This window comes from Paenibacillus sp. PL2-23 (assembly GCF_040834005.1).
In the GTDB taxonomy this organism is placed as follows: domain Bacteria; phylum Bacillota; class Bacilli; order Paenibacillales; family Paenibacillaceae; genus Pristimantibacillus.
Map to the genome: position 1 here is coordinate 4,507,048 of NZ_CP162129.1, position 14,252 is coordinate 4,521,299.

General features: G+C 52.2%; 16 protein-coding genes. 4 read left to right on the top strand and 12 right to left on the bottom strand.

Features of this window, described 5'->3' with window-relative positions; translation table 11 throughout:
• Window positions 1-12: 12 nt before the first annotated feature.
• A complete protein-coding gene (locus tag AB1S56_RS20065) occupies window positions 13-585 on the bottom strand; it encodes a general stress protein (RefSeq protein ID WP_340868933.1) in 573 nt (190 codons plus the stop codon).
• Window positions 586-780: 195 nt separating this feature from the next.
• Here AB1S56_RS20065 and AB1S56_RS20070 point away from each other — a divergent pair, with 195 nt between their 5' ends.
• The gene (locus tag AB1S56_RS20070) at window positions 781-2,013 is read left to right on the top strand and encodes a magnesium transporter CorA family protein (protein WP_340868932.1); all 1,233 of its coding nucleotides are present in this window, start codon (window positions 781-783) and stop codon (window positions 2,011-2,013) included.
• A gap of 105 nt (window positions 2,014-2,118) precedes the next feature.
• Window positions 2,119-2,934 carry a lipase family protein gene (locus tag AB1S56_RS20075; RefSeq protein WP_340868931.1) on the top strand — a complete coding sequence of 272 codons (816 nt, stop codon included), beginning with the start codon at window positions 2,119-2,121 and terminating at the stop codon, window positions 2,932-2,934.
• A 31-nt stretch (window positions 2,935-2,965) separates the two neighbouring features.
• Here the strand turns inward: AB1S56_RS20075 and AB1S56_RS20080 are convergent, their stop codons facing one another.
• The 7 genes from AB1S56_RS20080 to AB1S56_RS20110 form a co-directional block, all read right to left on the bottom strand.
• Window positions 2,966-3,610, bottom strand: coding sequence for a hemolysin III family protein (locus AB1S56_RS20080; protein WP_340868929.1), 645 nt, complete (start codon window positions 3,608-3,610; stop codon window positions 2,966-2,968).
• A 71-nt stretch (window positions 3,611-3,681) separates the two neighbouring features.
• Window positions 3,682-4,374, bottom strand: a complete 693-nt coding sequence (locus AB1S56_RS20085) for a hypothetical protein (protein WP_340868927.1) — start codon at window positions 4,372-4,374, stop codon at window positions 3,682-3,684.
• 158 nt (window positions 4,375-4,532) lie between these two features.
• Window positions 4,533-4,733, bottom strand: a complete 201-nt coding sequence (locus AB1S56_RS20090; protein ID WP_340868926.1) for a hypothetical protein — start codon at window positions 4,731-4,733, stop codon at window positions 4,533-4,535.
• A gap of 32 nt (window positions 4,734-4,765) precedes the next feature.
• Window positions 4,766-5,710 (bottom strand): RNA methyltransferase, encoded by a 945-nt coding sequence (locus tag AB1S56_RS20095; protein WP_340868924.1) that lies wholly within the window; start codon window positions 5,708-5,710, stop codon window positions 4,766-4,768.
• Entirely contained in the window at window positions 5,707-6,060 is a 354-nt protein-coding gene (locus AB1S56_RS20100; RefSeq protein ID WP_340868922.1) for a lipopolysaccharide assembly protein LapA domain-containing protein, read from the bottom strand. Before AB1S56_RS20100 ends, AB1S56_RS20095 begins: the two co-directional genes overlap by 4 nt.
• Window positions 6,061-6,078: 18 nt before the next feature.
• A complete protein-coding gene (locus AB1S56_RS20105) occupies window positions 6,079-7,110 on the bottom strand; it encodes an NADH:flavin oxidoreductase/NADH oxidase (RefSeq protein ID WP_340868921.1) in 1,032 nt (343 codons plus the stop codon).
• A 155-nt stretch (window positions 7,111-7,265) separates the two neighbouring features.
• Window positions 7,266-7,838: a hypothetical protein gene (locus tag AB1S56_RS20110; protein ID WP_340868920.1), complete on the bottom strand. Its 573-nt coding sequence runs from the start codon at window positions 7,836-7,838 to the stop codon at window positions 7,266-7,268.
• A gap of 325 nt (window positions 7,839-8,163) precedes the next feature.
• Between AB1S56_RS20110 and AB1S56_RS20115 the strand changes: the two genes are divergently transcribed.
• Window positions 8,164-9,090: a hypothetical protein gene (locus tag AB1S56_RS20115; RefSeq protein ID WP_340868918.1), complete on the top strand. Its 927-nt coding sequence runs from the start codon at window positions 8,164-8,166 to the stop codon at window positions 9,088-9,090.
• A 676-nt stretch (window positions 9,091-9,766) separates the two neighbouring features.
• Window positions 9,767-10,006, top strand: coding sequence for an NHLP leader peptide family RiPP precursor (locus AB1S56_RS20120; RefSeq protein ID WP_340868915.1), 240 nt, complete (start codon window positions 9,767-9,769; stop codon window positions 10,004-10,006).
• A 27-nt stretch (window positions 10,007-10,033) separates the two neighbouring features.
• Here the strand turns inward: AB1S56_RS20120 and AB1S56_RS20125 are convergent, their stop codons facing one another.
• The 4 genes from AB1S56_RS20125 to AB1S56_RS20140 form a co-directional block, all read right to left on the bottom strand.
• The gene (locus tag AB1S56_RS20125; protein WP_340868913.1) at window positions 10,034-11,971 is read right to left on the bottom strand and encodes an MFS domain-containing histidine kinase; all 1,938 of its coding nucleotides are present in this window, start codon (window positions 11,969-11,971) and stop codon (window positions 10,034-10,036) included.
• A 211-nt stretch (window positions 11,972-12,182) separates the two neighbouring features.
• Window positions 12,183-12,872 carry a hypothetical protein gene (locus tag AB1S56_RS20130; RefSeq protein WP_340868911.1) on the bottom strand — a complete coding sequence of 230 codons (690 nt, stop codon included), beginning with the start codon at window positions 12,870-12,872 and terminating at the stop codon, window positions 12,183-12,185.
• Window positions 12,865-13,749: an ABC transporter ATP-binding protein gene (locus AB1S56_RS20135; RefSeq protein WP_340868910.1), complete on the bottom strand. Its 885-nt coding sequence runs from the start codon at window positions 13,747-13,749 to the stop codon at window positions 12,865-12,867. The genes AB1S56_RS20130 and AB1S56_RS20135 overlap by 8 nt, the downstream gene beginning before the upstream one ends.
• Entirely contained in the window at window positions 13,746-14,111 is a 366-nt protein-coding gene (locus tag AB1S56_RS20140; RefSeq protein WP_340868909.1) for a GntR family transcriptional regulator, read from the bottom strand. The genes AB1S56_RS20135 and AB1S56_RS20140 overlap by 4 nt, the downstream gene beginning before the upstream one ends.
• Between the last annotated feature and the right edge of the window lie 141 nt (window positions 14,112-14,252).

A 14,252-nucleotide genomic window follows, 5' to 3' on the forward strand; every position in this document is an offset into this window, starting at 1 on the left:
CGTCTCCGGCGTCTACCCGCCGTCTGCAATGCGCTGAGCGCCGCAGCGGCGGAAGGCTGCTTCCGCTATACCGAGCTTGGACAGATCGGGGCCGCCATCCTTATCCAGCAGCGACTTGCTTTCGCTTGTATCCACCACAAGGGCTATGGAGCCTTCACGGATCGCCTGCGAGCAAAGCTCCGTTTCCTTGGAGTCCAATCCCAGCGCGCGGAACGCGTCCTCATGATCATGGTGTGCTGTGAAAGCTAACGGGGCAGCAAATGCAAAGCCGCCGTTCAATCCCGCCCCGGCAGTGACATAGCCCGGCGCGCCATACGATCCGTTGTTCATCGCAGCCATCGGGAACCCATAGCCGGCTGAAGCCGCAAAGCCGATCGGTCCCGCTCCATCGGTATGCTGGTTGGTCTCATCAAGCTCCCTTATTTCGTCGGCATGAGCGTCCGTCTCCCGCTCGATTCGACGGGAGTGCTCCGAGTCCTTCGCCAATATTTTCATCTCGCTGGCAACAAAGCCCGCTTGCTCCAGCTCGGCTACCGCGTTAATCACCTGCTGCTCGTTTCTGAAAATACCTATTTTTTTGGCCATTGCCATTTTCGCCTCCCTGTATGATCACAGCGCTTGAAGTTGGTATGCCCAATTCGCCTGCCGCTCACTCGTTTGTCGATTTCAGGAAGGTTTTGACTAATCACGTCTATTCCCATTCAACAGGTTGTCTGTTACGTAAGGTTCGAGGTATGATGTGGAGTAGATATGGCAACAAACGGAAGGAGTTTCTGAAAGATGATACATCGGACGCTTCGATATCCCGGAGGCTGGGAATGGCACGTTGCGCTATATGACAGCTCGCGGCCGGCGGAGCAGAAGCCCCTGCCCAGCAGGAAATCCTCCACTAAGCCAGAAGACGTGGAAGCAGCGAGAACCATCAGCAGGCTAAGCACCCGTATGGAGGGAAACACGCCAGAGAACGAAGCGACGGATATGAAGCGGCGATTTCCGGAATGCGCGGACTGGATCGATGACAGCTTGCCCAGAAGAACGAATCATGTTTCGGTGGAGAACTTGCCCGAGCTTGGGGCCCTGCTAAGCGGTACGCTGATGATTCAGATAACGGACGACCAATCCGACATGGGACCCGTTCACTTCTGGCTTACCTCCAATAGACTCATCACGATGCATGAGGATTTGCGCGTCCCGCTGCGGCTGCAGTCTGGCGTTCATGCTCATAAATACGAGGAATGCAGCACGGCTCCGGAGGCATTCTTCATCATGCTTAGCGCGCTGCTGGAGACGTTCCACGAAGGCCTGGACGGATTCGAGACGAGGCTCAGCGAGCTGGAGGCTGCCGTGCGCGTGCACAATCGGACCGGGCTGCTGGAAGTCATAATCGAGCGAAGGTACGAGCTGCTGCATTGGAGCCACCTGTTCATCCCGATTCGAGAGCTTCATGTTGCGGCCAAGGAATGCTTCTCTGAGGAGCTCAGCAAGAAGGATGCCTTTGTCCGCATCACCCATAAGCTGGAGCGAATCGAAACGCTGCTTAAGCATTATGCGCTGGAGATCGATACGCTGATCGCAATGGACGATGCCGTATCGGGCTTTCGCGGCAATGACATTATGAAGACCTTGACGATCTTCACAGTGCTTTGCCTGCCCGCCTCCGTGCTTGGTGCTCTGATGGGCAGCAATTATGACAAGATCCCGTTCAAAACAGAGACATGGGGCTTTACGGCCTTGATTACCGTAACAGCCGTTCTTACCCTGATCATCTACGTATGGCTGTGGAAGAAGGGCTGGACCGGCGACTTGCTGAATCGTCAAGGGAATTCCTCTTCGGCAGCCCCTTCTACAATGAACAAAGCCGACAAGTCCGGCAAGCCCGAGCTTGGAAGCCGCTCTGCAAGGCATGGCAAACGCGCCAAAGACAACGGCCGCCTATCCGGCAATGCCGATTCGGATTCTTCGGATTCATCTATAGATCAGCCTCTTCTGCGCTCCCGCAGAAATCGCGCTTAACCGCTGCGGTTTCGAGGGAGCGTTTTTGTTTTGCCCCTCCGCAGGTACCTATTCCCGCCCCCTGACATACAATATGGCAACGATGCCGCATGGGAGGGGTTTGCGATGATGACGGACGACGTACGGCGGGCTCAAGTTCCAGGGCCCGATATAGGAACCGCTTTATTTTTGGCCGCGGTTTGCGGACAAACCTACGTTCAGTACAGCAACAAGGAAGACGGTTTATTCCTGGTGCCGAGATCCTATCGCTTGGTGGGCGAATTCACAGCCAGCGCCTACGACAATTCGCCGGAGCGGTTCGGCTTCCTGATCGAGTCCGATGTGTGCGCTGTGCTTGCTTTTCGCGGAACGGGCTCTGCGGTTGATTGGGTGTCGGATTTCATCGCGCAGCAGACCCTCTACCGGCCTGTAAGGAATGCGGGACAGACGCACAAAGGCTTTACCGACATCTATATGTCTGCAAGAAACCAAGTCCACACCTTATTGAACGAGGTATCGCCGGATAAGCCGCTATTTGTTACCGGGCACAGTCTGGGCGGCGCGCTTGGGACGCTGGCCGCGCTCGATATCGCGATAAACACCTCGTTTGCCGCGCCTGTCGTCTATACCTTCGGAGCCCCTCGCGTAGGCGACCCCACATTTGTGCAAGCCTATAATTATACGGTTCCGACGCATTGGCGATTCCAGAACGAATACGATATCGTGCCGCATCTTCCGCCCCTCGTCTACCAGTCTCCCCACACGAAGGGCACCTACTTCTATCTTCATGTCAAAGGCGAGGTGCAGCGATCGTTCAAGATGGGATCGGTGTCTGCCAATCATATTTTGCCCAGCTACTTCACGGATCTGGCCAAAGAAAAACCCGCAGACGCGGCAGCGATGTGTGCCGAGCCTCCGGGCTGGTGTCCTGAGCTGGATTAGCTTCATCTTCATTCATGCTGAGATCCCGTCCCTAAGCGGGAAGCACGTACAGCAGAATGGCAAAAAAATGGACAATAGATCCGCCTAATACAAACAGATGCCACACGGCATGATGGTACGGGAAGCTGCGCCACACGTAGAATATGGTGCCAACCGTATACAGAATGCCGCCTGTCACGAGCAGCTGCAGACCACCCGGAGCCAGATGCGTCACTAGCGGCTTCCAGGCAAAAACGATGATCCAGCCCATTGCGATGTACAGAATCGTGGATGTGAACAAATATTTGGACGCGAACATCGACTTGAAGATGACGCCGCAGACGGCGACACCCCATACAATGCCGAACAGCACCCAGCCCAGCGCACCCTGCACGATATGGAACAGAATGGGCGTATAGGTACCCGCGATAAACACATAAATAAAAGAGTGGTCGAGCGATTCGAATACACGCTTGGCCTTCCCGGCCGGAAAGCTGTGGACAAGCGTTGACGCCGAATACAGCAGCAGCATGGCCGAGCCGTATATGGCAAAGCTTACGACATGCATGGCGGTGCCCTTCAAGGAAGCGAACACCACTAGCAAGACAAGCGCCGCAATGCTAAGCAGCGCTCCAATGCCATGTGTCACTGCGTTGGCGATCTCCTCGCCCCTTGAGAATGAATGCGTATTAGCCAATTCCATCATCTCCTTCACAAGCCGCGGCTTCAGAAATACCCGTGCACGAGGCTTATTTCCAGTCTAATGGATTACAGCCACCCTTTCAACCATTCTCGAACTCGCGAAATGGTCTTGTCCAGATTGCATACCGCATCTGTGTCTACATAGGGTGCCGTGCTTCGGAAATAGTGGGCGTGACCGCCAACAGTCGGAATGCCCTCCACATAACCCGGCGCATATTTGAGGCGGTTCCATCGGGGGATTGAGCGGCCTGTTCGGCTCCAGCCTCCCCAGCTGCCAATCCGGCTTATGGGATCGTTCAGCTTGCCCCAGTTGTCAATGGAATGGAAGTAGCTGACTCGCTCCCTCATGACGGGGTCGATTGGCGTTCGCGGAGAGCCGACCTGGACAACGCGGAAATCGTCCATCACGCCTTCCTCGGCAAGCATCTTGGCAGCTTGATAAGCGGCCGCGCCGCCGCCGCTATGGCCAATAAGCAGCGCCTTCTCTCCCTTGACGGTGTCCTTGATCTGCTGCCATACCTGCTTGCCGCCGATTCGTCCTGCTCGCATTCGGTTGGATAGATCCGTCTTGACCTCCAGCACCTGCCTGAGCAGATTACGGCTTGCGTCGCCGTAGGGAAACAGCACATGAATTTGCGGTTCATGCCCTTCTGACCGCAGCTGCTCCTCCAGCCTTGCTTTGCAGGCGTTGAAGGAGCACGTTGTTGTTTTCACGCCGGCCAGCAAATAAACCTGTAATCGAGACGACTTCACTGCCATTGCGATTCCCTCCTGGTGTCATCTTCGCCGCCAACGCGGGCGGAAACGGTATCCTCATTATGCGGGGGTTCGGCGAAATTCATTCTCGGCATTCAGAAACAAAAAACGCCAACCCGTCATGACGGTCGGCGCTCCAGCGGTAACAAACCCATATGCTTTTATACACCCATCTTTTTGCGCTGATTGTTCACTTTTTTGGTATTCTGGCTCTTCAGCTCCTGGGTCCCGGTGGAAAAATGCTGTTGACCCGGCTTTCCATTGCCGCCATTCTTCTTCTGGGCGAGCAGCTGCTTCGCGCGCTCAGCTTGCGTGAGCGCCTTCTTCGGCTCAGCCGCTTCGTTCATTTCATTCGATGACATAGGTTCACCTCGCTTCATACTCCACATCATTCCTATTCTACTACAGTTATATAACGGGTAAAAGAGCCTTTCGACAGTCTTGCCTCATCCTGGACTGTAAACGCCGCTCCAGCAAGCTGTTCCAACATCGGCTCGGTGGAAACCACAACGGCCCGTCTAGCCATTCTGCGCAAGGCTTCCAGCATAAGCATGGCATCCTTCTCCAGCAATACAGAGCACAGGTTGTAGGGGAGGTCCAGAACAGCCCCCTCGTACAAGCCCTTCTCCTCGCGCATATCGCCAAGCCTTACAACATCAGGATAGCCGAAGGCGGCCAGATTCACACGCGCTCCTCTGGCAGCCAGCGGATTCATCTCTACGCCGCGAATGGTGAAGCCCATGGACAGCGCCTCGATCAGCACAGTGCCCATACCGCAGCAAGGATCAATCAGAGAAAAGGACGACGCCGGCAGAGCTTCTCCCGCTGCGATATTCACGATTGCTCTGGCCGCGCGCGTCGGCAAGGCGGTTGAATAATTTTGCGGCTTGCTCTGGTGCTTGAGCCACGGCTTGTCGCTTTCCGCGCAGGCTCCGAACAGCCAGCGTCCCCTGTAGGACAGCAATCCGAAGGCTTGCTGGGGGCTCCTCATATCCGCCAAGCCTTGAAGCCTGGAGCCCGCCAGCCGTTCCAGCTCACGCTGCTCCTCGTAGGGAAGCTTGTCCTCGCCATGGGTATACAGCACCTTAAACGATCGGCCGAAGAGCGATATATCGGGAAGCTTATCCAGCAGCTCCGGCAGTGTGTCCGCTTCCGCCCAAACATCCACTCTGCGCTTGAAGAAGGGACTCCGGTTGACATCCGGCAGCAGTGTCGGCTCTCCCTCCAGGAAGGCTATGCCGCCGCCAAGCTGAGCTCGGGGGCCCAGCATAGAGCGGAGCTCCAGCTCGCACAGCTCCGCTTCCTCCGTATGCCGCACGTAGGTATAGATTACCTTCATGCCTGCGTGTCGTCGTCTTCCTCTTTCTTATCGACTGGAGCTCCCGCAGATCCCCGTTTCAACGGATCATCGACGTAGGACGCCTCGAAGGTCTCCGCTTCGCTAGTCAGCTCCGCCACCCGCTTCTCCAACGACTTCACCGTGCGCTGCAGCCGGAATATACGAAGCATCCCGAACAAGCCCACCGTCAGCCCTCCGAGAAACGTCGATGCGAGAATGACGAGAATGAGCGGCGTCGACGTCTTCGCGAAGAGGAAGTTCACTTGCACCTGATCGACATTAATGACCGCGAATACAGCGATGACCAGCGCGAACGCAAAGGCGGAAATCAGCATGCCTTGACCTTTCATATTGGAAGCACCTCCCTTTTAGAATCCTCTTTCGTATTGTGCGGGTACGATATCACGGAATGTTCCACCGACAGACTCAATGGCGTGAATCGCCCAGTAGGGATCGCGAAGCAGACCTCTGGCAACCGCAACCATATCGGCCTTGCCCTCCGCCAGCACGCCAGCCGCTACAGCAGGCTCCTCCAGCATGCCGACGGCAATAACCGGAACCCCAAGCGCCGCCTTCACAGCCTCCGCCGCGTGTACCTGATACCCCGGTCCAACAACAGGCCTGCGTTCAGGACTTGGATCACCATCGCCCCCCGATGAAATATGGAAGACATCTACGCCTACTTCCTTATATGCGCGGCACAGCTCAATGCCTTCCGCGAGATCGTAACCGCCCTCTGAATATTCCAGGGCCGATATGCGGAACAAGAGGGGCATTCCGTCAGGCATGCGCTTCTTCACCTCACGGATCACCTCACGGCCGAACAACGTCCGATCCTGGCCGTATTCGTCCTCCCGCTTATTGGCGATGGCGGAATGGAACTGATGAATCAAATAACCGTGAGCGCCGTGCAGCTCGATCGTGTCGAAGCCCGCCTCTACCGCTCTTCTGGCCGCTTCTCCGAATTTCACCACCATCCCCTTCACTTCTTCCGTTGTGAGAGCGCGCGGCGTTTTGTATTTATCGTCGAATGCAATCGCAGAGGGCGCGACTGGCGTTGCCGCATCTTGGGCCTTGCGGCCCGCATGCGCGATTTGGATGCCGATTCTAGCGCCATGGCGATGAGCGGCATCCACGATCCTTTTCAAAGCCGGTATCTGCTCGTCTGACCATAAGCCTAGGCAGCGGTCGGTAATACGGCCGTCCGGCTCGACGTTAGTCATCTCCACAATAATTAAGCCAACCCCGCCGATCGCGCGGGACGTGTAATGGACGTAATGCCACTCGTTCGCGACTCCATCATGCTGGTCTACGCTATATTGGCACATGGGCGCCATGACGGTCCGGTTGCGGAGCTCCAGCGATCGGATCGTAATAGGTGAATGCAATTGTATAGTCAAGGTGTTTCCCTCCTCCATGTGCTTGACGGCATGCCGCCGTTGCTATGTGTCTTCCTGTAAATGTACCACACATAGGCCAATGTCACCACAGGGAAGGACGCTAACAAGTCAGCTTGCGGAACAAAAAAAGATCTCTAGCAAGTAGAGATCCAAGGTTATGCTGTGCGGAAGGAGCCTCCCGCAGCCGCTGCCGTCACCTCGCAGCCTGTATAATCGTGCAGCTTGCCGTGGTATATGAGCTCCAGGTGAGGCGTCGTCTGGAAGTCCCCCGGCGTAACCAGCAGCGGCGATTTGTCTACGAGACTCACGCCGCTTCTTTTGAATATAGTAGCGACGAACTGGGAGCAGAAGTAAGCGTATTCTCGTTCCCATTCGATATTTAATACTACACCCAGCATGCCTGCCAGATTGTATTTGTACAGATCGGAATATTGTTCAAAATGCTGAATCTGGGCGCGAATGCCGCTGTAGGCGGATTGGCTCACCTTGCAGCGATAGAGGGCGCACATGGATTCCTCAAAAAATTCCCCGCGAACATTCTCCCTGACGAAGCCGGCAAAAAACGGGTTGCTGGGATTTTTCCGACCGAAGCTGTACACCTCATTCAAATCCTCGTCAAACGCGATAGACGCGTGATTCAGCGGATCCTTCGTGAACGTTCGTATAATTTTGGTTAAGACAGTTCCGGTATCCGTCAGAAGAACATATATATCTTTATCTCTGTTCATGTCTACTCGACCTCCACATAGTAGAACTTCATCAGGTATTAACTTTAAGCCAGGATCAGAAAGAAATGAACCTGCTCAGGTAATAGACGACCCCTCGACCTTAGTCCAGTTATGCAAGCGCCCCATGAGAGAGAAATGTGAATATTTTTTGAACGTCCCTTAATTCTTCTTCATTCTAAAGGATTTTCTAGCTTTCCTCAACAGGCGAATCTCAAAAGTTTTCTTCTTGATTTGGCAATGATTTGAAAAACAATAACTCTGATCATGATATAGTAGAAGAGACGTATTGTCTACTATATTTCAATCCGGGTGGTGGCACTCTCGCATGTTATGGTATATCCCTTATAAGCCCCGTATACAGCGTGTCTTCCAGACCGCTGTCTCTCGAATGGGCCAATTCCCTTCCCCGCTGGACGGTCTTGCATTGGCGTACGCCGCCAAATTCGATCCTACCGCCGAGGAGGGCGGCAAGGATTACATCTGCTCGTTGCTCCCTTATTGGATGCAGGAAACCACAGGCATTACGGACAAGCAATGCGAGACACTGGCGCTTGCCAATATATATGGCATGCTCTACTTTTTTATTCAAGACGACGTGATGGACAGCGCAAAGCCCGGACAATGGAAGGGACAGCTGGCGCTGGCTAACCTGCTGCAGGTGGAGATGCACGCCGTTCTCCGCGGGCTCTTTCCCTCCGACAGCCCGTTCTGGCGCTATTACGAACAATACATAACGACATGGGCGGATTGTGTCATGAATGAAGCGGAGGCGAATTATTTCCTTAAGGACCCCATCCGGACAGCCGGAAAGGCTGGCCCTGTCAAAATATCCAGCACAGGCGCTTGCCTGCTGGCAGGCAAGGCGCACGCTATTCCAGTTGTGGAGGAGGCGGTAGATCTGGTCTTAATGACGCTTCAGATGCTGGATGACTGGGCCGATTGGCGCGAGGATCTAGCGGAGGGCAGCTATAACGGCCTGCTTGCCCACATCGCTTCATTAGCAGGTGTCCCGTCGTTCGCCTCCTTGACGGAGGAGAAGGTGGAGTCGCACATCTACGTGCTTGGCGCCTTGAACAGCTATGCGGAAGCAGCGCTCGCCAACCAGCAGCAGCTAACGGAGCTCCCGCAGTGCCCGCCTGCCCTCATGGACTACAACTCGTACATGACGGACTATATAACCGAGCTCGCAGCCAAGACAGAGTCCAACAAGCGCAGGGCGCTGGGCGGCGGGTTTGATTTGTTGTTCAAATAGACGTATCTGGCATGACTATTTGCACGTCCATCCATGCACAAATTGCGCCTACTAACTGCCCCTTCGCCTCAATAACCACACCTCGTGTCGCTGTCGTGCGCCGAAGGACCTCTTTTGCACCAACAACGACACCACGAATCGCTATTGCGCCTACTAACTGCCCCTTCGCCTCAATAACCACACCTCGTGTCGCTGTCGTGCGCCGAAGGACCTCTTTTGCACCAACAACGACACCTCGAATCGCTATCGCGCCAACTAACTGCCACTTCGCATCAATAACCACACCTCGTGTCGTTGCCGTGCGCCGAAGGACCTCTTTTGCACCAACAACGACACCTCGAATCGCTATTGCGCCCAATAACTGCCACTTCGCCGCGATAACCACACCTCATGTCGCTGTCGTGCGCCGAAGGACCTCTTTTGCACCAACAACGACACCACGAATCGCTATCGCACCAACAAACTGCCACTTCGCCTCAATAACCACACCTCGTGTCGCTGTCGTGCGCCGTAGGACCTCTTTTGAAGCATTCAACGCTTAAATGATCCATCCAACCAATTATTCCTTAATACCTATTCCTATAAGATGTAATAGTAAAATAGTAGTAGATTATGTCGAATTTTCATGGTAGAATCTATTTGGAAATCGTATACATATTCTAGGAGGATGATCGGCATGGCTAATCAGCAACAACTGCGTGAGCAAATCATTGAAAAAGCTTGGACAGACAGTGAGTTCAAGGCAAAACTGCTAGCCGATCCGAAGGGCGCCATCGAAGAAGCCTTCGGCGTAAAGGTGCCTGACGAAATTAACCTGAAGGTGCTGGAAGAGACAAATGATACGTTCTACCTCGTGCTGCCGCAAAAGCCGGCTGATGGTACCGATGATTCGGTCTGCATTCCAATGTGGGATTAAATTAACTATTATAAATAAATGCCAATACTAGGCGCTACTAGTGTTGGCATTTTCAAGTTTGATAGGAAAGGTAATGTAGGCTTGTGTCCCTATTCCTTTTTTACTTTTATATACGATTTGGCCATTCATAGCCTCAATGATTCTGAATGTAACCATTAGTCCCAGACCTGTACCTTTTGTTTTTTGAGAATAGTACGGTTCTCCCAATCTTGTTAGATCCTCATCATTCATACCTTCTCCGTTATCTTCAATACATAATACAATTTTATCATCTTCGTCTATTTTCTCTGCTCTAATATTAATTTGTCCGTTCTCTCCTAAAGCCTCCACACTATTTTTAACGATATTTATCAATGCTTGTTTGAGTTTTGAAGAATTTCCTTGCACTAATAAATTCTGTTGAACAGTTAATGTCAAACGGCCACCCTGCATAGTGACAAGGGGAAGTACTATTGCCTTAATTTGATGAAGCTCTTCAAATAAATCTAATCTTACATGATTCTCCAAACCAGGTTTCGCAAATGTGAGAAAATCAGTAATGATCTCAGATGCTCGATCAAGTTCTTCAGTTGCAAGATTCATAAAAGCCTTATCTTTATCGGAGTTAGACCTTTCTTTAATCAGTTGAAGAAACCCTCGAGTTACCTGAAGGGGATTTCTTACTTCATGGGCAACAGATGCCGCTAGCTGGCTAATCATTTCTATTTTCTCAGACCTTTGAAGCTCATTATTAAATACTTCAAGTTGCTTAGAGTATTTCATTAGCTGTTTATAATTTTCCGTAACTTTCCTGACTAAAATGACAACCAATGAAATAACAAAAACTATTACTCCAAATTTCCACAACATTAGCTCATATGTTCTTCCACTTACAAAGTACCATATAATTTCTCCGCAGGTTATACAAACAAAAATGCTAAAGCCACAAGTCAATACTATAGCTGACTCGTTCTTTTCCAAGCATGCTAGAATTAAGAACAAAACTAAGCCTATCAGACTGCCTAACGCTGTAATTGCAAATAAAATTGGACCAAATATTTGATAATAATGATGTATGGATTCTGAAAAAAATCCTAGCAACCACAGACTAAGGAATACGATGGCAACATACATTTGCGACTTTCTAAATATTTGGATAATGTTCTTAGGCCCTTTTCCAAATATCTTTTCAAAAAAATAAAACAATGATGGTAATAGTATAGACGATGCTACATCGAATGAATGATATACATAAAACCCGATTTGTGGGATATTAATATGCACAAATGAAGAATATGCCGTTTGCATAATACCGATCGTCAAAATAGACAGACTTAAAGAGTTCCATTCTGGAAAAAGAGATCGGTTCAAAAAAAGTGTACTTACTGCCATAAATATAGCAATTAACATTAATGAAGCGCCCAGCACGAGATCAAATACATTACTGCCAACATTTTTTTTATGAAGATATTCATACTCTCCTACGATAAAATCATCTTTTTGCCCTATACCCTCTGTATTTGATAGAAGCTTAATGAACACCAAACTGTTTGACTCATCTCTTTCAAGAGGCAACACAAGCTGGTTTCGTTCATACTCATAGCTCCGCTGAGAATCAAACACTTTTTGCCCGTCCACATACACCACAACATCTCTGGCAAAAAGATCCTCTGTATAAAAAGCCGGACGCATCTGCGTCAGCTCCGGCAGCTCCACCTTCAGCCATGCCGATTTCACGCCCTCGGGCAGCTCCGGGTACTCCCCGCCAGCTTGCACGGGAAACCAGCCCGCGTCGTCCGGCAAAGCGCTTACTTGCTCGATCGTCAGCTCTTCTCCCGGCTGCACCCACATCATCTGCCATTCGGTGATCAGCGTTTCCGGCGAACCTTCCGACCTAGCACTTGCTTCTTGAGGCCGCAGCAGCATAACTGCCAGCAGCATCGAGAGCATAATCCCTATACCAAAGCGTACTAATGCCCGGTTCATGTCAACACCTCAACCTCAGCTAATCTATACCTATTCAATCATCAGGCTATGATAAAATTCGACACAGTTCCACAAATTTCACTTAACCCTATTTTCCTCTATTTAACTATTCAGCGCAACAGCAGGAAGCAGGGTTTTGAAAAAATAAACCTGCGACCGCCGCACCCAATGATAAGGATGCGACATGTCGCAGGCTATTAATGAATCTATCTTAGACCAGCTTGCGTCTAATCCTTACCTTCCGCAGCAAGAAGAGATTGGCGGCAAGCAGGAGACCTGCAACGACGAGCAGCATGAGCACCTCTAGCCATAAGGCGAAGGAGGTTCCGGCATCGGCAATGATCTCCATCAGAATAATCGGAACGAGGGCAGCCACACAGATGATGGTCCCGACCCGCCAATCCTTCCCGTAATATCCGTTGCCAATCAGCCAACCGGCCAGGCAGTAGCCCACCGAGAGAATAAAATAATCCATGGAGCCCTCCAGCAGCGGAGGCTGCTTCAAGTCTCCCGTTCCTCCCGCCATTTGGTACAGCAGCTGTTCAATTGGGTAACCAACCGCCGTCAGCACGGTGCAGACGAAGGATAGACCGACGAACAGGAGCGCGCTGCCCCAAGCAAAGTGCTTTCTTGTGATGCCGAACGTTACGTAGGAGGCTAGTGATACCGGGGTCACTAATATACCGATGACAAGTAGAAAAATCTTGGGGGAATAGACACTTCCCTCCCATATTCCTCCGCCCCACATACTCTCATCCACCTCGCCAAGATGGCGAAGAAGTAAGTTAATGCCGACGTACACGATGACGAAGATAGACCAATACCAGATAAGCGTGACCCGATACCCGGACCACATGCTGCCGGCTACCTTCAGCGCGGGATGTTGCCCTGACTTATTCATGAAGCGCTCCCCCTCTTCTCGTTAGATGCACGAACAGATCCTGCAGGGGCACCGGGCCCAGCTCCAGCCCCTCCGCGCGCGCTCTGGTCACTCTCTCGGAGCTAAGCTCTCCGTATACAGTAATGGATTTGGTGCCGCCAAGCTTCTGCTCCCCAAGCACGTTCAGTCCAAGCTGGAACTCATCCACCTTGGCCGCCGGTCCTGTTACGGTTACGCCCCTTCCGCGAAGCAGTTCAGTCTCCTCGTGCAGCAGCAGCTTGCCACCATCCAGAATGAGCACTTCCTCGAACAAGCTGCTCACCTCTTCGATCAGATGCGTAGACAGAATGAATGTGCGCGGCTGCTCCATATAATCCTTCAGCAGCTCCTCGTAGAAGGCATACCTGGAGGGGGCGTCCATGCCAAGATACGCTTCGTCGAATATCGTTACCGGCGCTCTGCTGGCCAGACCGATCGTCACACCCAGCGCCGACTTCATCCCCCTGGACAGCGCGGAGATGCGCTTCTTCAACGGCAAGCCGAAAGATTCCAGGAGGCGAGCAGCGTAAGAGTCGTCCCAGTTCGGCCAGCAAACGGCAGCCAGCTTCAGCGCATCCTTCACGTGGTATCCATCTGCCAGATGAACACTCTCTTGGATCAAACAAACCTGGCTCGTCACCGCCGCATTCTCGAATGGCGCTTCGCCGCCAATCCTCACTTCTCCCTTCGATTGAGGCTGGAAGGAGGCCAGGACGGATAGCAGGCTTGTTTTGCCGGAGCCGTTGCGTCCCAGCAATCCGTATATTTTGCCTCCATCCAGGTGGAATGACACTTGGTCGACAGCCGTCATTGGGCCATAACGGACGGTTAGATCCTTCACTTCAATTGCCAGGGTCATGACCTCGACTCCCCTCTCTTCTCAATATGCTTCATCACTTCCGCGATGGGCACTCCTATGCGATCCGCTTCCTCCACCATAGGATTGACCACCTCCTCAAAAAACCGCTCCCGCCTTACTTGAAGGAGCTTATCTCTTGCGTCCGGGCTGACGAACATGCCGATCCCTCTCTTCTTGTATAGAATGCCTTCCTCCGTCAGAAGCTGGAAGCCCTTGGCCGCCGTCGCCGGATTAATCCGGTAGAATGCCGCATATTGATTGGTCGACATGACCTGCTCTTCCTCCTTCAGCACGCCGCTTACGATATCGTTTTTGATGCCATCCGCAATCTGCTGATAGATGGGGCTCCGTTCATCAAACATGACATCACCTCAATACTTATATGGTTCATTACTTATGTAACTAACCATATAACCTTTTCGTTGCCGCGTCAAGCCCAATTCCCTATGCTGACCCCTGCTTTCCATTCAACCAGCCTGTAGAAAAATACCCCGCATGGTGGG